Source organism: Herbaspirillum hiltneri N3 (assembly GCF_001267925.1).
GTDB lineage: Bacteria > Pseudomonadota > Gammaproteobacteria > Burkholderiales > Burkholderiaceae_D > Herbaspirillum > Herbaspirillum hiltneri.
Genome location: NZ_CP011409.1, coordinates 17,480 through 37,501, shown reverse-complemented (window position 1 = coordinate 37,501; position 20,022 = coordinate 17,480). Strand labels below are relative to the sequence as shown.

Here is a 20,022-nt window from a genome sequence, read left to right as displayed (position 1 = left end):
CAGCCTTTTCCAGAGTGAGGTGAAACTACCAGGCCGCCACGCAACCGTCGCTGCGCGGTTCGGTGCCGCCGCACAGCACGCCGTTGGCGTCGCGCCAGATGATCTGGCCGCGCCCGAAGCCGAGCTGGTTGCCGGACCAGCTGACTTCATGTCCGAGTCCGGCCGGGCCGAGGCTGCGGAACAGATGCTCGGCGGTGGTGTGCTCGATGCTGACCTTGTTGCCGCTTTCCCATTCCCAGCGCGGCGCGTCCAGCGAAGCCTGCGGATTGAGACCGAAGTCGACCGTGTTCATCACCATCTGCACATGGCCTTGCGGCTGCATGAAGCCGCCCATCACGCCGAACGGACCGACCGCTTCGCCGTCCTTGGTCAGGAAGCCCGGGATGATGGTGTGATACGGCCGCTTGCCCGGCGCCAGGCAGTTCGGATGGGCGGCATCGAGCGTGAAGTTGTTGCCGCGGTTGTGCAGCGAGATGCCGGTGCCCGGCACCACCAGGCCCGAACCGAAGCCCATGTAATTGCTCTGGATGAAGGACACCATGTTGCCTTCGTTGTCGGCTGTGCACAGGTACACGGTGCCGCCGCGCGGCGGCTCTCCCGGCGCCGGCAGCGCGGCGCGCGCGCCGATCAGCTTGCGGCGCTCATCGGCATAGGCCTCCGACAGTAAGTCCTGCACCGAGACGCGCATGTGGCCGCTGTCGGCGATGTGCGCCAGGCCGTCGGCGTAGGCCAGCTTGATCGCTTCGATCTGGCGGTGATAGGTGAGCAGGGTGTCGCGCTCGCTGAAATCAAATCCCTTCAGCATGTTCAGCGCCAGCAAGGCGACCAGGCCGTGGCCGTTCGGCGGGATTTCCCAGACGTCGTAGCCGCGATAGTTGGCGCGGATCGGATCGACCCATTCCGGGCGGTAAGCGGCGAGGTCGGACGCATCCAGATAGCCGCCGGCGGCGCGCACGAAGGCGGCGGTTTTTTCCGCCAGCGCACCTTGGTAGAAACTGCGCGCGTTGTCGTCGGCGATCGATTGCAGCGTGGCGGCGTGGCCGGGCGAACGCCAGACTTCACCGGCCTGTGGCGCACGACCGGAGCCGTCGAGTGCGCCGAAGGTATCGAACCACGACTTGAAATGATCGTCCTTGAATTCGCGCGTGAAATTCCTGTAGGCCTGTTGCCACGCTACCGCCACCATCGGCGACACCGGGAAACCATCCTGCGCCAGGCTGACGGCGCCAGCCATCGAACGCGACAGCGGCAGGCGGCCGAAGCGCTCGGCCATCGTGGCCCAGGCTGACGGCGTGCCGGGCACGGTGACGGGCAGGGCGCCGTACTTCGGCACGGTCTTGTGGCCGGCCGCGCTGAGTGCGTCGAGCGAGATCGCCATCGGCGCCGGGCCGCTGGCGTTGAGGCCGTGCAGCTGGCCCTTGTGCCAGATCAGTGCAAAGGCATCGCCGCCGATGCCGTTGGCGGTCGGTTCGACCACGGTCAGTGCCGCCGCTGCCGCGATCGCCGCATCGATGGCGTTGCCGCCGGCTTGCAGCACCTGCAGGCCGGCTTGCGCGGCCAGTGGCTGGCCGGTCGCGACCATGCCGCGATTGGCGAAGACCGCGCTGCGGCGGGAAGCGTAGGGATAGTGATTGGCGTTGAAGGTTGGCATGAGATGCTTTCGGGTTGCTGATCTGACGAAGGAGAAAGTTTAACGGTATAGATGGCAAGCGACGTATTCGCCGGGTGCGGTTTCCACGTGCGGCGGCGCTTCGGTCTTGCAGACCTCCATGCAGGACGCGCAGCGCGGATGGAAATGGCAGCCGGCCGGCGGCGACGCCGGATTCGGGATGCCGCCTTGCAGCACGATGCGCTGCCGCACCTGGTCCGGATGCTCGCGCGGAATCGCCGACAGCAGCGCCTGCGTGTAGGGATGCTTCGGCGCGCTGTAGACGCTCTCGCAGCTGCCGTACTCGACCATGCGACCGAGGTACATCACGCCGATGCTGTCGCTGACATGGCGGATCACGGCGAGATCGTGCGACACGAACAGATAGGTCAGGGCGAATTCTTTCTGCAACTCTTGCAGCAGGTTCAGAATCTGCGCCTGGATCGAGACGTCGAGCGCCGACACGGCCTCGTCGGCGACCACCAGTTTCGGCCGCGTGATGATGGCGCGCGCGATGCCGACGCGCTGGCGCTGGCCGCCGGAAAACTCGTGCGGATGGCGGCTCGCATAGGCCTGGTTCAAACCCACCACGTCGAGGATTTCGGCGACCTTGCGCTTGCGCGTGGCGCGGTCGAACAGACCGTGCACGATCAACGGCTCTTCCAATACCTCGCCGATGGTCATGCGCGGATTGAGCGAGGCGAACGGATCCTGGAACACCATCTGCATGTTGCGACGCATGGCGCGCAGGGAGGAGGAGGACAGCGTGGAGATTTCCTCGCCCATGAAGTTGACGCTGCCGGCGGTCGGCTCGATCAGGCGCAGCACGCTGCGCCCGGTGGTCGATTTGCCGCAGCCGGATTCGCCGACCAGGCCGAGGGTCTTGCCTTCGTCGATGGAAAACGACACGTCGTCCACCGCCTTGACCGGCGATGCGCCGCGCTTGCCGGCGGCGAAGTGTTTTTTCAGTCCGGAGACCCGGAGCAGGGGAGCGGAACTCATGTCGGCCTCTTCAATTCGGATACCAGCAACGGGCCAGATGGCCGCTGCCTGAGCTGATGCCCACGCTGTCCAGCGTCGGCGCGTCGCGATGGCAGCGCTCTTGCACCTTCGGACAACGCGCGGCGAAACGGCAACCGGATTCCACCGAGCCCGGCAGCGGCACCGAGCCGGGAATCGCTTGCAGCGGCGCGCCGGGTGTGGCGTCCAGCGCCGGCCGTGCGCGCATCAGCGCTTGCGTATAGGGATGGGCGGGCGCATCGAACAAGTCGCGCACGCTGCTTTGCTCCACGACCTGGCCGGCATACATGACGACGACGCGGTCGCACATTTCGGCGACCACGCCGAGGTCATGCGTGATCATCAGGATCGCGGTGCCGTGCTCGTGCTTGAGTGCGCGCATCAGGTCGAGGATCTGCGCCTGAATGGTGACGTCGAGTGCGGTGGTGGGTTCGTCGCAAATCAGGAGGCCGGGATTGCACAGCAGCGCCATGGCGATCATCACGCGCTGGCGCATGCCGCCCGACAGGCTGTGCGGATAGTCGTCGACCAGTTGCTCGGCGCGCGGCAGGCCGACCCGCTGCAGCATGGCGATGACCTGCGCGTCGATGTCCTTGCGGCTCAGCTTGCCGTGCACCTTCAGCATCTCGCGCAGCTGGTGGCCGATGCGGTGCAGCGGATTGAGCGACGTCATCGGCTCCTGGAAGATCATGGCGATCTCCTTGCCGCGCATGCTGCGCAGGGTGGCGTCGTCGGCTTCGAGCATGTTGCAGACTTCGACGCCGTTGTTGTACTGCACCGAGCCGCTCAGCTGCGCCTTGCTGGCCATCGGGAACAGCCGCAGGATGGACAGCGCGGTGACGCTCTTGCCGCAACCGGATTCGCCGAGCAGGCCGACGGTCTCGTTGGCGCCGACCGAGAACGAGACGCCATCGACCGGCGCCACGCGCTTGCCGTTGCGGACGAATTCGACTTTGAGATTGTTGACTTCCAACATGGCCTTTTTTCCTTAACACCCGTTCAGGATCATGAACAGGTTCTTAACGATATAACTTCGGATCGAACACCTCGCGGATGCCGTCGCCGAGCAAGTTGAAGCCGAGCACCACCGCGAAGATCGCCACGCCCGGCCACAGGGCCAGCGTCGGATTGGTGTTCAGGTAGCCCTGCGCGATGTGCAGCATCGAACCCCAGCTCGGATCTTCCGCGCGGGCGCCGAGGCCGAGGTAAGACAAACCCGCTTCGGCGATGATGGCCGAGCCCATCGCGAAGGTCGCCTGGATCACCAGCGGCGCCATCGCATTGGGCAGCACGTAACGCCACATGATGCGGATATGGCCGGCGCCGACCGAGCGTGCCGCCATGACGTAATCGAGGTTGCGGATGCTCATCGCCTGGCCGCGCGCGAGCCGGATGAAGGCGGGCGCAAAGCCGATGCCGACCGCCGCCATGGCGTTGTAGAAGCCGCCGCCCAGCGCTGCCGCCAGCGCCAGCGCAAGGATCAGCGGCGGGAACGCTTGCAGCGCGTCGACGATGCGCATCACCACCCACTCGTCCCAGAAGCCGCGGAAGTAGCCGCTGGCGATGCCGACCGGCACGCCGACGCAGAACGCCAGGCCGACCGCGATCATGGCCGCCTGCAGCGAGATGCGCGCGCCGTACAGCATGCGCGAGAAGATGTCGCGGCCGAGATCGTCGGTGCCCATCCAGTGCGTCGTGTCGGGTCCAGCCAGCAGGTTGCCGTAGTCCTGGTCGAAGATCGGGTCATGCGTGGCCAGCAGCGGCGCAAAGATCGCGATCAGCACCAGCAGCAAAATGATGGCGGCGCCGAGCACGGCGAGACGATTGCCGGCGAAGCGGCGCAGCCCGGTGAAACGTTGTTGGCGGGGCAGGGCCTCCGCAGGGGTCGTGACGATAGCCTGGTCCATGTCGGTCCTCATTTCTCGATGCGCGGATCGATAACGGTGTACAGCACATCCACCGCCAGGTTGACGATCACCACCATCAGCGCAGCGGCCAGCACGCCGCCTTGCACCATCACGTAATCGCGCTGGAAGATGGCGTCGACGATCATCTTGCCCATGCCGGGAATGGCGAAAATGCTTTCCGTGATCACCAGTCCGCCCAGCAGCACCGACACCATCAGGCCGCTGGCCGTGACCACCGGGATCAGCGCGTTGCGCAGCGCGTGGCCGATCACCACTTGCCAGTCGCGCAAGCCTTTGGAGAAAGCGGTGCGGATGTAATCTTCATTGAGTACTTCGAGCAGGCTGCTGCGCACCATGCGCATCAGGATCGCCGACTCGCGCAGCCCGGTCGCCAGCACCGGCATGCACATCGCCGCCAGGTTGCCGCGCCAGTCCTCGGTGAACGGCACGTAGCCCGATGCCGGCAGCCAGCCCAGCTTGACCGCGAACAGGATGATGAACATCATGCCCAACCAGAAATGCGGCACCGACATGCCGAACAGCGCCACCAGCGTGGTGAAGTAGTTGGCGATGCCGCGCGGCCGCACCGCCGACAAAATGCCGGCCGGCACCGCGATCAGGATGCCGACCGCAAAGCTGCCGATCGCCAGTTCTATGGTCACCGGCAGGCGCTGCATCAGCACGTCGATGACCGGCGTGCGGTCGATAAAGGAGCGTCCGAGGTCGCCGTGCAGCACATTCCACAGCCAGCGCCCGTATTGCACATACAGCGGATCGTCGAGGCCGAGCTGGGCGCGCAGCGCCGCTGCGGCTTCGGGTGTCGCTTCCAGGCCGAGGATGGCGGTCACCGGATCGCCGGGCAGGATCGCCAGCAGCGAAAAGATCACCATGCTGACCAGCAGCAGGGTGGGGATGACCAGCAGGATGCGTTTGATCAGTGGTGACATGGGAGACTTGGGAGGCTTGAAATATGCATGCTATGCGCCGTTCGGACTTGAACCTGCTCACGCTCTTGCTGCAAGGCCGTGAGCAGGCTCGGCGTATCGCGGAAAGTGCTTCCGGTTACTTCGACAGCGTCGCCGTGCGGATCACGCCGTCCGGCACCAGCCTGAAGCCCTTGATGCCCTTGGAGATCCCGAACAGCACGTTGTCGTGGTTCAGGAACACGTACGGCACGTCCTTCACCAGGATCTGCATGGCCTGGTCGTAGAAGGCCTTGCGCTTGGCCTCGTTGCTTTCCAGGCGCGCCTGTTGCAGCAGGTCGTCGACTTCCTTGGTGCCGTATTTGGAGTAGTTCAGCGAGCCGTTGGTGACGGTGAAGTCGTAGACGTTCTGGTCGGGATCGGGACGGCCGCTCCAGCCGACGAACAGCGCTTCATGGGTGCCGGCCTTGCCCGCCTCGATCTGCGTCGCCAGTTCGGCTTTTTCCAGCGTCACGCTGATGCCGGCCGGGCGCAGCATGCCCTGGATCATCTGGCCGACCTGCGATTCATACGGCGTGGTCGGCAGCGTCAGGCGGAAGCTGAAGCCGGCTTCCTTGCCCGCCGCCTTCAGCAGCGCCTTGGCGCGCACGAGGTCAACCTTGGGCGGCGCGTCGGCTTCGCCGTGGGCGAACTGGGCCTTGCTGAACGGCGAATGGGCTGCCGCGACGGCGCCGTTGTAGACCACCTTGGCGATGGCGTTGCGGTCGATCAGGATGTCGACGGCTTCACGCACTTCCTTCTTGTCGAACGGCGGCTTGGCGGTGTTCAGGTAAAAGCCGCGAAAGCCCAGCGACGGCTTGTTGATGACGGTGTACTTGGCGCCGGCGTCGATGTTGGTGATTTCCTTGTACGGAAAACGGTTGGTGATATCGACCTGGCCGCTGCGCAGATTGTTGAAGGCGACGTTGACGTCGTTCATGATCTTGTAGGTGACGCCGTCGACCTTGGGCAGGCCGGCTTGCCAGTAATGCGGATTCTTTTCCAGTGTGATGGTGGCGCCCTTGAGGCGGCCCTTGTAGATGAAGGGGCCGGTGCCGACCGGATTATTGACGTAGTCGTCGCCGTATTTTTTCACCGCGTCCGGCGAGGACATCATGCCGGCGCGATCGGTCAGGATCGACATGAACGGCGCGAACGGCGCGGTCAGCTCGAGCTTGACGGTGCTGTCATCGACCACGGTGATTTGCTTGATGTACTTGAGTTCATTGCGGCGCAGGGAGTTTTTTTCCTGTCCGCGCAGCAGGTTGAATTCCACCGCCTTGGCGTTGAACGGCGTGCCGTCCTGGAATTTCACACCCTTTTGCAGATACAGCGTGTAGGTCTTCTGGTCGTCGGAAATAGTCCAGCGCTGCGCCAGCATCGGTACGATCTTGCCGCTCTCGTCGAGGTCGACCAGCTTGTCGAAGATGCTCTGGTAGACGATGCGCTCGGCGATCATCGACGATTGCGTCGGATCGAGCTTGCCGGGATCGTCGTCCAGCGAAATATTAATGACGGCGGCCGCAGCCGACAGCGACACGCCGCTCAGCAGAGCGGCGGCAAGACCGACGACAGGACTGACGAAAGGACGGGCAGAAAGACGTGAAAGCGGAGGAAAAAGCTGGCTCATCGTTGTTCCTTTAAATGTAGGCACCAATGTATACATCAAAGTAGACATGCATTTATCGTGCCATATCCCGTTTGAAAAAGGGACCAAAAACCGCTGGCAGCCGGTGGTTTCTGCTTTAAAAACAACGATTTATCCGTGTAGCCGGGGCAGCCGGAGGCCATTGCGGCGCACAAGAAATCCCGCTTTCCGGCAGGTTTACCGACCCGCCTGAAGGGGCGGGAAACGCCCGCAAGGTACAGGCTTGGTGCGGGCGCGTAACGATCCGCACGCGGCAAGAGGTCCGAAATGGTGCGGCGCGATTCCGGCCGGCAAACAAAAAGGGCCGTGCTTTTCTGCACGGCCCCGATGAAGACGCAGTCGTCGCTTGATCGCCGCTTGATCCTAGCCTAACGCCGCGCGGCGTCGCGCGCGCCGAGTCCGGTCAATATCCGGTACGCGGCCGTCACGCGCTCGTCGTTGGGATAATTCCGGTTCGCCAGGATGACGATGCCGATTTTCCTGGCAGGGGCATACAGAGCGTAGGCGCCGAAGCCGCCCGTCGATCCGGTCTTGTTGAGCAGCACGTCCGCCTGCGGCGGCAAGGGCGGCGCCAACTTCACGGCGGTCACGCCCTGGTACACCATCTGGTTGGCGTTGCCGGCCAGCAGGCGCGACAGCGGGGCGGTATCGGGATACTGCTCCCAGATCAGGTCCTGGGTGATTTCACCCGCCTTGAAATAGCCGGTGTGCGTATCGGTGACCGCTTGCTGCAGCTTGGGATCGAGTTTGACCAACCCCATGTTGGCGTCGATGAAACGGATCAGGTCGTGCGTATTGGTCTTCACGCCATAGGCTTCGTCGGCCAGCATGCCGGGATTCACCCGTACCGGCGCGCCGGCCTTGTTATAACCCTGGGCGTAGTTCTTCATCTGGCCGGCCGGCACCCTGACATAGCTGTGCGTCATGCCGAGCTGGGGAAACAGCGTCTTTTCCATCGCGTCCGCGAACGGCACTCCCATGCTTTTGGCCGTAACCACGCCGAGCAGGCCGATGCCCGGGTTGGAGTAATTCCGGAAAGTGCCGGCGGCGTGGGTGGGCTTCCAGTTCTTGTAGTAATCCATCAGCTGCTGCTCGTTGCTCACTTCATCGGGCAGCTGCAGCGGGAAGTCGCCGGCGGTGTGCGTGCCGAGATTCATCAGGCTGATGTTGTCGAAGCTGCCGCCCTTCAGGTAAGGCAGGTGTCGGCTGACGCTGTCGCTCAGCGACAGCTGGCCGTTGACCTGTGCGTACGAGGCCAGCGTGGCGGTCAGCGTCTTGCTGAGGGAGCCGATCTCGAACAGGGTGGTATTGCTCACCGGCTGGCCGTCGGACTTCGACGCCACGCCGTAGTTATAGAAATAATTCTTGCCGTCGACGGAGACGGCGACCGCCATGCCGGGGATGACGTATTTTTCCATCAGCGGACGGACGGCGGCGTCCACCATGCCCTGGATTTCAGGCCGGTCGGCGCTGGGGCTTGCATAGCTGCTGCAGCCCGCCAGAAGGGAAAGCGCTGCCGCGATGCGGAGTGTGTTGATGGCTTGTCGATACATGCTTGGGTACCTCGATTCAGATCAGGATGAGTGGAGAATTTCATCGCCGGGGGGGCGGCCGGACGATCAGTTTTTGGGGACGGGAATGTTGAATGTCTTGCCGGGCACACCGGCCCAGGACGCGATGACCTTGGCGCCTGCCGGTCCCGCGCGGGTGATGTGAACGACGTTGGCCGGAATCTGGAAGCTGCCGCTTGGACGGATGTGCTGCGTCGGCTTGCCGTCGACTTCAAGGAAGATTTCTCCTTCCAGCACATAGCAGACTTCGGGACCGATGGCCTTGTGGCGCGGCTTCTCGGCATGGGGCGGAAACTCCGCGATCCCCAGTCCCATCTGCTGGTCCGTGCCCGGAATGGCGACGCGTTCGATGACGCGCGTTTCCCTGGTTGCCGGCGGCTTGCCGTCTGCAGCGACCGCCGCGGACAGGGGCAGGGGCAGGAGGGCGCCGAGGAGGAAGGGAATGCGGGCGGAAATGCGGAGACGGGTGTTCATGATGATCCTTGCCGGTGATGGAAATGCCCGTCGCACTATCCCATCCTGACACACCAGGCGCAAACGATAATAATTGATGCCTTTCCCCAGAAAATCTGAGTCCTAATTTCTTCTGTTTTTATTTGGTCTGATTTCTATTTTCCGCACGTACAAAGACTATTTTGTCATGCCATCCTCAGGGCTTGCCGTTGCGGCGCGCCAATGCCTGCGCCGTGGCCTGCCGCCAGCGCCAGCGCGAATGAATGCGATTGAACAGCTGGGCATATTCCTGCGCCTGCGCCTCGTCCAGCTTGCCGGCGCGCGTCAGCGCACGGTAGCGGACCATGACCGGATCGGCGTAACCGCTGCGTGCGCCGTGCGTCATCTCGCTGCGCAGAAAGCGCCGGAACAGCGCCATGTCTGCCGGCTCCGGCGCGCACTCTTTCATGCCGCTCAGGCCGCCTTGCGTGAAGTGGGTCCGGCCAGGGCGACGCATTTGAGCGCAAGGATCTCGGTCGGGTCGAGCACCGGCACGCAGCGGCCGCCCACGTCGAACTTGTCGTCCTGGGCGATCAGCAGCGGCAGTTCGGTGCAGCCGAGCACGATGACGTCGGCGCCGTTGGCGACCAGGTGGGCGATGGCGCGCAGCAGTTTGGCGCGCACCTCGTCGTTGATGAACCCCGCCTTGACGCCTTGCGCGCCGTAGATCACATCCATGACCAGATCCTGATGTGCGGCGTCGGGCGTGATCATCCGGAATTTGCCCTGCCCGGCGTACTGGTCGACGGCATGCTGATACACGCGGCTGGCGATGGTGCCCGACGTCGCCAGCAGGCCGATGCAGGTCTTGTCGCCGTGGCGCTTCCCGATGTAGCTGACGGTCTCCGACAGCATGTTGACGATCGGGATCGACAGATAGGACTGGATGCGTTCGACGAAAGCGTGCGCGGTGTTGCACGGGATCGCGATCATGTCGGCGTTGTCGTTCTCCAGGCGCTTGCAGGCTGCGTAGATCGCCACGGTCGGATCGGCGCCGTCGCCGATCAGGTTGTCGGTGCGGTCGGGAATCTTGGGATTGTGCTCGACCACCAGCTTGATGTGATCCTGGTCGCGCGCGGCGGGAGTGTTCCGGATGACCTTTTCAATGAAGTCGACCGTGGCCGCCGGTCCGACGCCGCCGACCACGCCGATCTTGAACGAGCGTCCCACCTGTCCGGGCTGGAAATTCAATGCCGATTCCGCATAGATCTGGTTGGTGTCGATGATGGGAATGCCACGCGCGCCGAGCGCCTCGGCCACGGTGGCGATCTCGGTCATGCCGGGCACGATGACCTGCGCGCCCTGGTCGAGCAAATCCTTGCAGGCGCGGTACAGCAGGTCGATCGACTCGCCGTCGAGGTAGCCGTTCTTGATGCCGGTGGTGCCGTAGACGGCGCGCATCAGGCAGGCGTGCTGCATCACGGCGGAGGGATAGAGCAGCTCGCAGTCGCCGGCGAAATATTTCTCGAACAGCGCCTTCTTGCGCACATAGCTCGAGGTCAGCACGCCGATCTTTTGCAGCTTGGGCAGCCGTTGCGCCAGGTGGCGGCGGATGGCGGCGAGCATGTCGATGATGGGCACGCCGACCTCGGCCTGCACTTCGTCGATGAAAGTGTGGCTGATGAAGCAGGGCAGCAGCACGGCGCTGGTGCCGCGCTGCTCGAACTCGCGCAGCATGTCGAACACGTACAGCTTGCGGGTGTTGGTCTGGGCGTTCTCGGCGCCGGCCATGTCGGCGTCGTCGAAAGCCTGCTGGCCGAACAGCACCTTGACGCGATCCTTGTCCTTGTTGGCGGCCTTGGCGGCGGTGCGCGTCATTTTTGCGTAGAGGTCCGCGCTGCCGATGGCACCGAGGCCGCCGATCACGCCGACTGACATTGCTCGCTGGATTTGTTCGACTTTCATGAATACGCTCGCACGGATGTTGTTCTATATGCCGAGCATAATCGTTGCAGCGCGCGAGGCTATGCAAAGTAGTACGGAGGTTATGTCGCCAAGGCATAGTTTGCCGCAACGGGCGCCGGGCGGGACTTTCCACGCCCGGCTGCAGCTGTTATACATAGGCCGGAACGCGACAGGACACCGTGCGCGCCCGCCAACTCAGCGACAAGGAAAACAGCCGATGGACATCAAGTGGATAGAAGACTTTCTCAGTCTCGCGGCGACGCGCAACTTCTCTCGTTCGGCGGATCACCGCAACGTCACGCAGCCGGCCTTCAGCCGCCGCATCCGCGCGCTGGAAGCCTGGACCGGCGCCGAGCTGGTTGATCGCAGCACCTATCCGCTGACGCTGACGGTGGCCGGCAAGCTGTTCAACGACGCCGCCTCGGAGGCGCTCAGACTGCTCAACGATGCGCGCAGCCAGCTGCGCAGCGAGCAGACCGCGCACAACATGCTGCGCGTGACGGCCGGGCATTCGCTGGCGCTCAGTTTCTTCCCGGAATGGCTGGACGGGCTCAACGGCGGGCAGGGCGCCGACCTCAGCGCCCGCATCACCGCCACCAACATCCATGACTCGGTACTGGCGCTGAGCGAGGGCGAATGCGACCTGCTGCTGTGCTTCCACCATGTGCAGCTGCCGATCCTGCTCAACCCCGACCAGTACGCCTGTCTCACGGTCGGCAGCGAGCGCGTGATCCCGGTGTCGGCGCCCGACCGCGACGGCGCCGCGCGCTTCCGCTTGCCGGGCGGCAAAAGCAAACCGACCCGCTTGCTGGCGTATCCGGCCACCTCCTTCCTCGGCCGCGTGATGGAGCTGATCCTGGCCCATGCACCGCAGACGCCGGCGCTGCTCACGACCTACGAATCCGAGATGGCGGAGTTGCTCAAGCGCATGGCGCTCAACGGCCACGGCATGGCATGGCTGCCGCAGCGCTCGGTGGCGCAGGAACTGGCCGACGGCAAGCTGGTCGCCGCCGGCGGCGAGGCCTGGTCGCTGGAACTGGAGATCCGCGTGTACCGGTCGCTGCAGAACAAGCGGCCGGCGCTGACCCGCCTGTGGGACAAGCTGACAAATACCTGAGGCGAGTAAAAATTAAGCGCCCCGTCGCCTTTTCCCCTCAAGTACGCCGGCGCGCCATCCGTTAATCACAGGATGCGCATCGTATCGACCGGATATCCATCCTGCTCCTGCGCGAAGAGCCACAAGCTCCAAGAGCACAGGCCACAAGGGGCAAGGTAGGCGGCGAACAGCGCCCAACCTCGAGGGAAGACAATGAAAAACCTGAAAATCGGCACGCGCCTGGGCATCGGTTTCGCCGCCATATTGGTGCTGATGAGCATCATTACCGCCATCGGCATCTGGCGCCTGCAGTCGGTGGGCAACCTGACCGACTACATGGTCCACAACGCGCTGGCCAGGGAGCGCCTGGTCAATGCGTTCTACAAGTCGATCGAACTGAACGTCGGCCGCATCGTCGCCGCCGCCAAGAACGCCGACCCGGTGCAGCAGAAGTTCTACAAGGACGAAATCGTCGCCACCATTTCCCGCAACAACGAGTACGTCAAGCAGATGGAAGCCACCATCGTCGACGAACAGGGCAAGGCGCTGCTGGCCGAAATCAATGAACGCCGCAAGGTGGTGATCGCCAACAACACCGCCGTGTTCAAGGAAAAGGACGCCGGCAACGAAGACGGCGCGCGCAAGGTGGTCGAAGAGCAACTGCTGCCCAACAGCAAGCTTTACCTGGCTTCGATCGAGAAGCTGTCCAATCTGCAGAGCGAAGCCATCACCGGCTTGACGCAGCAGGTGGACGGCCTGTTCAGGACCGCGCGCCTGCTCATGATCGTGCTGGGCGGCATCGCGCTGCTGGCCGGCGTCGGCCTGGCGCTTTTCATCACGCGTTCGATCACGCGGCCGCTGGTGACTGCAGTGGGCGTCGCCGGGCGCGTGGCCCAGGGCGACCTCGGCACCCGCATCACGGTGGAGTCGCGCGACGAGACCGGCCAGCTCATGGCCGCGCTCAAGGACATGAACGACAACCTCGTCAACATCGTCGGCCAGGTCCGCACCGGCACCGACACGATAGCCACCGCATCGGCCGAGATCGCCAACGGCAACCTCGACCTGTCGGCGCGCACCGAGCAGCAGGCCGGCTCGCTGGAAGAAACCGCCGCCGCCATGGAACAGCTCACCTCGACCGTGAAGCAGAACGCCGAAAACGCCCGCCAAGCCAACCAGCTCGCTGTATCCGCCTCCGAAGTCGCGACCCAGGGCGGCGCCGTGGTCGGCCAGGTGATCGACACCATGAGCGCGATCAATGAGTCGTCCAAGAAGATCGTCGACATCATCAGCGTGATCGACGGGATTGCCTTCCAGACCAACATCCTGGCGCTGAACGCGGCGGTGGAAGCCGCCCGCGCCGGTGAACAGGGCCGCGGCTTCGCCGTCGTAGCCAGCGAAGTGCGCAGCCTGGCGCAGCGTTCGGCCTCCGCCGCCAAGGAAATCAAGGAGCTCATCACGGCCTCGGTGGACAAGGTCGACAGCGGCAGCAAGCTGGTCGAAAACGCCGGCGCCACCATGTCCGAAGTGGTCGCCAGCGTGCGCCGCGTGACCGACATCGTCGGCGAAATCAGCGCCGCCAGCACCGAGCAGAGCACCGGCATCGAAGAGGTCAACCGCGCCATCGTGCTGATGGACGAGAACACCCAGCAGAACGCCGCCCTGGTCGAACAGGCGGCCGCCGCCGCCAAGGCCATGCAGGATCAGTCGGCCAGCCTGGCGAAAATCGTCGGCGTGTTCAAGCTCCAGGCCTGACGAGGTTTGGGGGCAAACCCGGCCTCGGCCTGAGTCCCTCCGGGGGCTGCGGGAATTACGTATGAATATCGTTCCCGCAGCCGCCGTCTCTCTCGCTACAATGTCTGCTCCCTGTTTTTGTGCAGACTGAGCGAAGCGTATGACCACCATTGAAGATATCCAGCGCGCCGCCGCGCGCCTGCAAGGCCAGATCCTCAACACGCCGTGCGTGGAATCGCGCACGCTGTCCGAGATCGTCGGCGCCCAGGTTTTCCTCAAATTCGAAAACCTCCAGTTCACCTCGTCCTTCAAGGAACGCGGCGCCTGCAACAAGCTGACCGACCTCGCCGCCACCGGCGTGCGCGGCGTGATCGCGATGTCGGCCGGCAACCATGCCCAAGGCGTCGCCTATCATGCGCAGCGTCTCGGCCTGCATGCGCTGATCGTGATGCCGCGCTTCACGCCGGGCGTCAAGATCGAACGCACGCGCGGCTTCGGCGCCGAGGTGGTGCTGCACGGCGACACGCTGGAAGAAGCGCGCGCCCACGCCTTCGCGCTGGCGCAGGAACGCGGCCTGACCTTTGTCCATCCTTACGACGATGAAGCCATCATCGCCGGCCAGGGCACGGTGGCGCTGGAGATGCTCGACGCCGTCCCCGACCTAGATGCGCTGGTGGTGGCCATCGGCGGCGGCGGCCTGCTGGCCGGCATGGCGGTGGCGGCGCGCTCACGCAGACCCGGCATCGACATCGTCGGCGTGCAGGCCAAGCGCTTCCCGTCCATGATCAACGCGATACAAGGCACCGCCCATGCGCTCGGCACCAGCACCATCGCCGAAGGCATCGCGGTGGCCACGCCCGGCGTGCTGACGCGTGAAATCATCGCGCGCGACGTCAACGACCTGCTGCTGGTCGACGAGGGCGACATCGAACAAGCCGTGCTGATGCTGCTTGAAATCGAAAAGACCCTGGTCGAAGGCGCCGGCGCAGCCGGGCTGGCGGCGCTGATCCGCCATCCGGAACGGTTCCGCGGTAAGCGCGTGGGCATGGTGCTGTCGGGCGGCAACATCGACCCACTGCTGCTGGCCGCGATCATCGAACGCGGCATGGTGCGCGCCGGTCGCCTGGCGCGCGTGCGCGTGTCGGCGCGCGACGTGCCGGGCGTGCTGGCGCGCATCACCGCCACCGTCGCCGAAGCCGGCGCCAACGTCGACGAAGTGCATCACCAGCGCGCCTTCACGATGCTGGCGGCGCAGAACGTCGACATCGAACTGGTCCTGCAGACGCGCGGCCGCGAACATCTGGCGCTGGTGCTCAACGCCTTGCGCCAGGCCGGCTTCGAAGCCGAAGAACAGCACTAAACAACAAGAAGGCAGGGGGAGGGACGATGGCGTTTTCGCTGGAGAATTTTGAATACCTGGCCTACTCGCGCCAGCACGAGGATGCCGCGCGCGAGCTGATGGCCTTGCTGTCGGCGCTGGATGCCAACTACGGCCTGCCGGGCGCAGACTTCACCGCCAGACCCTTGTCCAGCGTGCAAGCCGACGAGCTCAACGACCACGTCGTCACGCGTATCGCAGCGGCGATTTCCTGCCTGTTCGCGGACAGCGAATTCCAGTTCTCCCAGCTCGGCTTCGGCCAGATGCTGGTGATGCATCGCTGGCTGTCCAGCCTGTTCGCCGCCAGCTCGTTCCGCAACGCCGACCACGTGGTGCGCGCCTGGAACATCCGCGGCAAGGGCAACCTGCGCGAAGTGGAAATCAGCGACCGCGACCTGATCAAGTTCTGCCTGCTGTATTCACCCGAATCCGAAATCCCGATGGACCTCGACGCCTTCTGGGCGCACGACAAGACGCTGGTCGCCAGCCTGTGCCTGGCGCTGTTGTCGCCGCGCCTGCTGGCCACGCCGGTGGCCTACGAAAAGCGCGAGCAGATCCTGCCGTGGCTGTCGGCGCGACTGGAGCAGATCGAGGACCTGGCGCAGCTGCCGGCCGGCATCCTGCACGACGTCTACATGCACTGCAGCTACGCGCGCCGCGCCGACAAGCACGATATCAAGAAGCCGATCAATGCGCTGATCCGGCGCAGCATCGCGCGCGCCGGTATTGCGCCGCTTAATACTCCACTAAATACGCCGCCGCTGCTGACCGCTGGTGCGGACAAGCCGGTGCTGCTGGTCGTGGTGGAATGGTTCAGCTCGGCGCACTCGATCTACCGCACGCATTCGCGCACCCTGGAAGCGGCGCGCGAACTCTTCCATGTGGTCGGCATGGGCTACGCCGGCACGGTTGACGAGGCCGGACGCGCGGTGTTCGATGAATTCATCGAGATCACGCCGGGCGAAATCCTGGACCAGCTCAAGCAGATCCGCAGCGTCGCGCAGGCGAAAGCGGCGCAGGTGTTCTACATGCCCAGCGTCGGCATGTTCGCGCTGACGATGTTCCTGTCCAACCTGCGGCTCGCGCCGCTCCAGGCGATGGCGCTCGGCCATCCGGCGACCTCACACTCGCCCGAGATGGACTACGTCGTCGTCGAAGACGACTACGTCGGCGACCCGGCCTGCTTCAGCGAACAACTGCTGCGCCTGCCCAGCGACGGCATGCCGTATCGCGCCTCCGCGCATGCGAGCCTGCTCGATCTGCCGACGGAAATCCGCGAGACGCCCGACGTGGTGCAAATCGTGGTGGCGTCGACCACGATGAAACTCAACCCCGATTTCCTGCGTGCCTGCCAGCGCATCCTGCGCGAGGCGAGCAGCAAGGTGCACTTCCATTTCCTGATCGGGCAGGCGCAGGGCATGCTGATCTATCCGCAGGTCAAGCGCGTGATCGGTCAATTCCTGGGCGACGCCGCCACCGTGTATCCGCACCAGCACTACGGCGCCTACATGCAGGTGATCGCGCGCTGCGACATGTTCATCAACCCCTTCCCGTTCGGCAACACCAACGGCATCATCGATACCGTCAGCGCCGGCCTGGTCGGCGTGTGCAAGACCGGTCCCGAAGTACACGAGCACATCGACGAAGGCTTGTTCGGACGTTTGAAATTCCCGCAATGGCTGGTGACGCCGACGGTCGACGAGTACATCAGCGCCACCGTGCGGCTGGCCGACGACCACGCGCTGCGCAACCGGCTACGGCGCGAACTGACCGGCGTCGATGCGGTGCAGACCATCTTCAGCGGTCGTCCGGAAATCATGGGGCAGATGATGCTGGCGGCGCTGCAGGGCAAGCAGCGGTAAGTGCGGAAGCGCGTCAATCGTCTTTCCGGCGATTGTGCTTGCGCATGTACATGGCCTGGTCGGCGCGCTGCAGCAGCGTGGCGAAATCGCAGACTTCCCCCGGCGACAGCGTCGCCACCCCGGCGCTGACGCTGACCGGACAATACGGCCATTGCGCCGCTTGCAGCATGGCCTGGATGCGCTCCACCACCAGCTCGGCGCCGACCTCGGGCGTGTTGGGCAAAATCACCGCAAACTCGTCGCCGCCGACGCGCGCAACGAAATCGCTGGCGCGCAGCGGCATGCGCAGCAACTCGCACAACAAGCTCAACACATCGTCGCCGGCCGGATGGCCGTAGGTGTCGTTGTATTGCTTGAACATGTCGACGTCGATCATCAGCAGCGACAGCGCCTCGCCGCTGCGCAAGTGACGCGACCATTCTTCGCGCAGGCGACGGTCGAAGCCGCGCCGGTTGCCGACGCCCGTCAGGGGATCGGTCAGCGTCTGCCGCTGCAGCATCTGCAGGTCGCGATGCAACTCCAGTTGCGCGATGAATTGCTGCGCCAGCAGATGCAGGCCGTTGCGCTGGTGCGACTCGAGCAGGCGCGGCTTGCGGTCGAGCACGCACAAGGTGCCGAGCAAGTCGCCGCGCTGGTTCTGCATCGGCGTCGCGGCGTAGAAGCGCAAGCCGGTCGGTCCCCTGGCCATGCCGTGATGGGCGAAGCGCTGGTCGAGGGTGAGGTCGCTGATTTCAGTGATGCGCTCGGGCGTGAGGGCGGCCGATTCGCACAGGCTGAAATCGGCGGCGCTGCAGACGATGCCCGACTGGCCGAACAGTCGCCACCACTGGCGACGCTGGTCCATGCCGCTGTCGAGCGCGACGCCGGCCATCAATGACAGTGCGCCGATTTCGGTGCAATCGAACTGGCCCTGCAGCTGCGACACCATCACGATGGGCGCGTCGCACAGCATGCCGGCCAGCGAGGTGACGTTCCACAACAGCTGGCCGAGGCGCTCGTCGGGTTCGCTGACCGGATGGCCGGGCAGCCGCGCGGCCGCACCAGCCGGGCCGAAGCCGGGCTGCTGCTGGCCCTCGGGGGCGGCATGCATGGTGTTCATGTTGAAGGGTTCATCGCATCATTGCCTGTTTTTCTGTTGTTGTGCGCCGATGCAGAGAATGTAAAGCGATATCGGCAAACTGTATATCCCTCAAACAAACGACATCGCGTTTTGACGACGCCACGTATAATCGCGCCACACATTGGTGTCATTACGACAATGTCAATCTGGCAATTTCACGTAATTTCCGGCCGACCGCTCCCGCCCTTAGGCAATTGCCGCTAGCATCGGCCGGTGAGCGTCCACCCGCCGCTCCGCCTTTATTTTCCGCATCCCACAATATTCGCCGCCGTGATCCGTCTTCACGGCATGGAAACGACGCTGCCTTCAAAGCCGATGGCCGAAGCCGACAATAACAACGCACACATCACCGACATGGTGCTGCGCGAACGTTCACGCCTGCGCAACTTCATCCGCACGCGGGTGCCGGACCCCTCCGACGCGGAAGACATTCTCCAGGACGTGTTCTACGAACTGGTGGAGGCCTGTCGCCTGCCCGAACCGATCGAGCAGGTCGGCGCCTGGATGTTCCGGGTGGCGCGCAACCGCATCGTCGATCGCTTCCGCAAGAAGCGCGAGCAGGCACTGCCTGTCTCCGGCGACGGCGAAGAAGACGAGGACGACGGCTGGCTCGAGCAACTGCTGCCCGATACCGACGCCGGTCCCGAAGCCGCGTATGCGCGCTCGCTGCTGCTGGCCGAGCTGCACGACGCGCTGGAGGAACTGCCGGCGGAACAACGCGACGTTTTCATCGCCCATGAACTGGAGCGGCGCAGCTTCAAGGAGCTGTCCGCGGAAACCGGCGTCGGCGTGAACACGCTGCTGGCGCGCAAACGCTACGCCGTCCTGCACCTGCGCTCGCGCTTGCAGACGCTGTACGACGAACTGGAATGAAGGTGCGGGGCAACCCGGACCGGCTTCGCAAATTTTTTTCTTAGTTTTTATTCGCTCACTCGCATCAAGCAAAGGAGGACATCATGAGCTGTCAACGCAAATTCTGGAAAATTCTGGTACTCGTCATCGCCGGCGTCGCCGCACTCGGCTGGGTCGTCATGTCGCTGTGGAACTGGCTGTTGCCGTCGCTGTTCCCCGGGGTGCACCAGATTGCGTACCTGCAGGCGCTGGGCTTGCTGGTGCTGAGCAAGATCCTGTTCGGCGGCTTCCGCGGACGCGGCTGCCACCACCATCACCGCCAACGCTGGGAACAGATGAGCGAAGAAGAACGCGAGAAATTCAAACGAGGCATGCGCGGCTGGCGCGGCCGCTGGGGCCGCCATGAGGACGCGGACACCGATGCCGATGCGCGTCCAACCTCGCCCAAAGACCCGGCTGCCGGCGTCTGACGCCGTCACCATCCATCATCATTACTGAGCCGGGCAACGATGAATCAAACCCTGAAGCCGTCGCAGCCGTCTTCCTCCGGCGGCTGCAAACAAGCTCCCGGCGTCATCGTGCCGGCGATCGATTTGAACCGTTGCGAGGGCAAGGGCGACTGCCTGGTGGTGTGCCCGGAAGACGTCTTTGAAATCCGCCGCATCGACGCCGCCGACTACCAGTCGCTGGGCGTCCTCAACAAATTCAAACTGCGCGTGCACGGCATGCATGTCGCCTACACGCCCAATGCCGATGCCTGCCGCGCCTGCGGCCTGTGCGTCACGGCTTGTCCCGAGCGCGCCATCACGCTGGTGCGCGCCGCGTAG

General features: G+C 64.3%; 18 protein-coding genes. 7 read left to right on the top strand and 11 right to left on the bottom strand.

Going from position 1 to position 20,022, the window contains the following annotated elements; translation table 11 throughout:
* Window positions 1-25: 25 nt before the first annotated feature.
* From F506_RS00160 to cuyB, 10 genes are all read right to left on the bottom strand, one after another.
* A complete protein-coding gene (locus F506_RS00160) occupies window positions 26-1,651 on the bottom strand; it encodes a gamma-glutamyltransferase family protein (RefSeq protein WP_053194701.1) in 1,626 nt (541 codons plus the stop codon).
* A 39-nt stretch (window positions 1,652-1,690) separates the two neighbouring features.
* Window positions 1,691-2,650 (bottom strand): ABC transporter ATP-binding protein, encoded by a 960-nt coding sequence (locus F506_RS00155; protein ID WP_053194700.1) that lies wholly within the window; start codon window positions 2,648-2,650, stop codon window positions 1,691-1,693.
* Window positions 2,651-2,660: 10 nt separating this feature from the next.
* Window positions 2,661-3,644, bottom strand: a complete 984-nt coding sequence (locus F506_RS00150; RefSeq protein WP_053194699.1) for an ABC transporter ATP-binding protein — start codon at window positions 3,642-3,644, stop codon at window positions 2,661-2,663.
* 43 nt (window positions 3,645-3,687) lie between these two features.
* Window positions 3,688-4,575, bottom strand: a complete 888-nt coding sequence (locus F506_RS00145; RefSeq protein WP_083457480.1) for an ABC transporter permease — start codon at window positions 4,573-4,575, stop codon at window positions 3,688-3,690.
* Window positions 4,576-4,583: 8 nt separating this feature from the next.
* Window positions 4,584-5,522 (bottom strand): ABC transporter permease, encoded by a 939-nt coding sequence (locus tag F506_RS00140; protein ID WP_053194698.1) that lies wholly within the window; start codon window positions 5,520-5,522, stop codon window positions 4,584-4,586.
* A 115-nt stretch (window positions 5,523-5,637) separates the two neighbouring features.
* The gene (locus F506_RS00135) at window positions 5,638-7,167 is read right to left on the bottom strand and encodes an ABC transporter substrate-binding protein (protein WP_235471301.1); all 1,530 of its coding nucleotides are present in this window, start codon (window positions 7,165-7,167) and stop codon (window positions 5,638-5,640) included.
* A gap of 386 nt (window positions 7,168-7,553) precedes the next feature.
* Window positions 7,554-8,738 carry a class C beta-lactamase gene (gene ampC / locus F506_RS00130; protein ID WP_053194697.1) on the bottom strand — a complete coding sequence of 395 codons (1,185 nt, stop codon included), beginning with the start codon at window positions 8,736-8,738 and terminating at the stop codon, window positions 7,554-7,556.
* Between the two features lie 66 nt (window positions 8,739-8,804).
* Entirely contained in the window at window positions 8,805-9,230 is a 426-nt protein-coding gene (locus tag F506_RS00125; RefSeq protein WP_053194696.1) for a cupin domain-containing protein, read from the bottom strand.
* 175 nt (window positions 9,231-9,405) lie between these two features.
* Entirely contained in the window at window positions 9,406-9,705 is a 300-nt protein-coding gene (locus F506_RS00120; RefSeq protein ID WP_144423962.1) for a hypothetical protein, read from the bottom strand.
* Window positions 9,663-11,153 carry a cysteate racemase gene (cuyB, locus tag F506_RS00115; RefSeq protein WP_053194694.1) on the bottom strand — a complete coding sequence of 497 codons (1,491 nt, stop codon included), beginning with the start codon at window positions 11,151-11,153 and terminating at the stop codon, window positions 9,663-9,665. The genes F506_RS00120 and cuyB overlap by 43 nt, the downstream gene beginning before the upstream one ends.
* A gap of 217 nt (window positions 11,154-11,370) precedes the next feature.
* Between cuyB and F506_RS00110 the strand changes: the two genes are divergently transcribed.
* The 4 genes from F506_RS00110 to F506_RS00095 all read left to right on the top strand — a co-directional run bounded on the left by F506_RS00110 (window position 11,371) and on the right by F506_RS00095 (window position 17,223).
* Window positions 11,371-12,270 carry a LysR substrate-binding domain-containing protein gene (locus F506_RS00110; RefSeq protein ID WP_053194693.1) on the top strand — a complete coding sequence of 300 codons (900 nt, stop codon included), beginning with the start codon at window positions 11,371-11,373 and terminating at the stop codon, window positions 12,268-12,270.
* Window positions 12,271-12,462: 192 nt separating this feature from the next.
* The gene (locus F506_RS00105) at window positions 12,463-14,004 is read left to right on the top strand and encodes a methyl-accepting chemotaxis protein (protein ID WP_053194692.1); all 1,542 of its coding nucleotides are present in this window, start codon (window positions 12,463-12,465) and stop codon (window positions 14,002-14,004) included.
* Between the two features lie 139 nt (window positions 14,005-14,143).
* Window positions 14,144-15,343: a threonine ammonia-lyase gene (locus tag F506_RS00100; protein ID WP_053194691.1), complete on the top strand. Its 1,200-nt coding sequence runs from the start codon at window positions 14,144-14,146 to the stop codon at window positions 15,341-15,343.
* A 26-nt stretch (window positions 15,344-15,369) separates the two neighbouring features.
* A complete protein-coding gene (locus F506_RS00095; RefSeq protein WP_053194690.1) occupies window positions 15,370-17,223 on the top strand; it encodes a peptide transporter in 1,854 nt (617 codons plus the stop codon).
* A gap of 13 nt (window positions 17,224-17,236) precedes the next feature.
* On the opposite strand, the gene F506_RS00090 is transcribed toward F506_RS00095, so the two are convergent.
* Window positions 17,237-18,322, bottom strand: coding sequence for a GGDEF domain-containing protein (locus F506_RS00090; protein WP_144423961.1), 1,086 nt, complete (start codon window positions 18,320-18,322; stop codon window positions 17,237-17,239).
* Window positions 18,323-18,631: 309 nt separating this feature from the next.
* On the opposite strand from F506_RS00090, the gene F506_RS00085 reads away from it, so the two are divergent.
* The 3 genes from F506_RS00085 (at window position 18,632) to F506_RS00075 (ending at window position 20,022) form a co-directional block, all read left to right on the top strand.
* A complete protein-coding gene (locus F506_RS00085) occupies window positions 18,632-19,216 on the top strand; it encodes an RNA polymerase sigma factor (protein ID WP_053201085.1) in 585 nt (194 codons plus the stop codon).
* An 83-nt stretch (window positions 19,217-19,299) separates the two neighbouring features.
* The gene (locus tag F506_RS00080) at window positions 19,300-19,665 is read left to right on the top strand and encodes a hypothetical protein (RefSeq protein ID WP_053194689.1); all 366 of its coding nucleotides are present in this window, start codon (window positions 19,300-19,302) and stop codon (window positions 19,663-19,665) included.
* A 39-nt stretch (window positions 19,666-19,704) separates the two neighbouring features.
* Window positions 19,705-20,022, top strand: a complete 318-nt coding sequence (locus tag F506_RS00075) for a 4Fe-4S binding protein (RefSeq protein WP_053194688.1) — start codon at window positions 19,705-19,707, stop codon at window positions 20,020-20,022.

Excerpts from the sequence above, each read along its gene's own strand:
- cuyB (WP_053194694.1), bottom strand. The coding sequence starts at position 11,153 with ATGAAAGTCGAACAAATCCAGCGAGCAATGTCAGTCGGCGTGATCGGC.
- F506_RS00155 (WP_053194700.1), bottom strand. The coding sequence starts at position 2,650 with ATGAGTTCCGCTCCCCTGCTCCGGGTCTCCGGACTGAAAAAACACTTC.
- F506_RS00150 (WP_053194699.1), bottom strand. The coding sequence starts at position 3,644 with ATGTTGGAAGTCAACAATCTCAAAGTCGAATTCGTCCGCAACGGCAAG.
- F506_RS00120 (WP_144423962.1), bottom strand. The coding sequence starts at position 9,705 with ATGCGTCGCCCTGGCCGGACCCACTTCACGCAAGGCGGCCTGAGCGGC.
- F506_RS00125 (WP_053194696.1), bottom strand. The coding sequence starts at position 9,230 with ATGAACACCCGTCTCCGCATTTCCGCCCGCATTCCCTTCCTCCTCGGC.
- F506_RS00135 (WP_235471301.1), bottom strand. The coding sequence starts at position 7,167 with ATGAGCCAGCTTTTTCCTCCGCTTTCACGTCTTTCTGCCCGTCCTTTC.
- F506_RS00075 (WP_053194688.1), top strand. The coding sequence starts at position 19,705 with ATGAATCAAACCCTGAAGCCGTCGCAGCCGTCTTCCTCCGGCGGCTGC.
- F506_RS00105 (WP_053194692.1), top strand. The coding sequence starts at position 12,463 with ATGAAAAACCTGAAAATCGGCACGCGCCTGGGCATCGGTTTCGCCGCC.
- F506_RS00145 (WP_083457480.1), bottom strand. The coding sequence starts at position 4,575 with ATGGACCAGGCTATCGTCACGACCCCTGCGGAGGCCCTGCCCCGCCAA.
- ampC (WP_053194697.1), bottom strand. The coding sequence starts at position 8,738 with ATGTATCGACAAGCCATCAACACACTCCGCATCGCGGCAGCGCTTTCC.
- F506_RS00100 (WP_053194691.1), top strand. The coding sequence starts at position 14,144 with ATGACCACCATTGAAGATATCCAGCGCGCCGCCGCGCGCCTGCAAGGC.
- F506_RS00090 (WP_144423961.1), bottom strand. The coding sequence starts at position 18,322 with ATGAACACCATGCATGCCGCCCCCGAGGGCCAGCAGCAGCCCGGCTTC.
- F506_RS00160 (WP_053194701.1), bottom strand. The coding sequence starts at position 1,651 with ATGCCAACCTTCAACGCCAATCACTATCCCTACGCTTCCCGCCGCAGC.
- F506_RS00140 (WP_053194698.1), bottom strand. The coding sequence starts at position 5,522 with ATGTCACCACTGATCAAACGCATCCTGCTGGTCATCCCCACCCTGCTG.
- F506_RS00095 (WP_053194690.1), top strand. The coding sequence starts at position 15,370 with ATGGCGTTTTCGCTGGAGAATTTTGAATACCTGGCCTACTCGCGCCAG.
- F506_RS00085 (WP_053201085.1), top strand. The coding sequence starts at position 18,632 with ATGGAAACGACGCTGCCTTCAAAGCCGATGGCCGAAGCCGACAATAAC.
- F506_RS00080 (WP_053194689.1), top strand. The coding sequence starts at position 19,300 with ATGAGCTGTCAACGCAAATTCTGGAAAATTCTGGTACTCGTCATCGCC.
- F506_RS00110 (WP_053194693.1), top strand. The coding sequence starts at position 11,371 with ATGGACATCAAGTGGATAGAAGACTTTCTCAGTCTCGCGGCGACGCGC.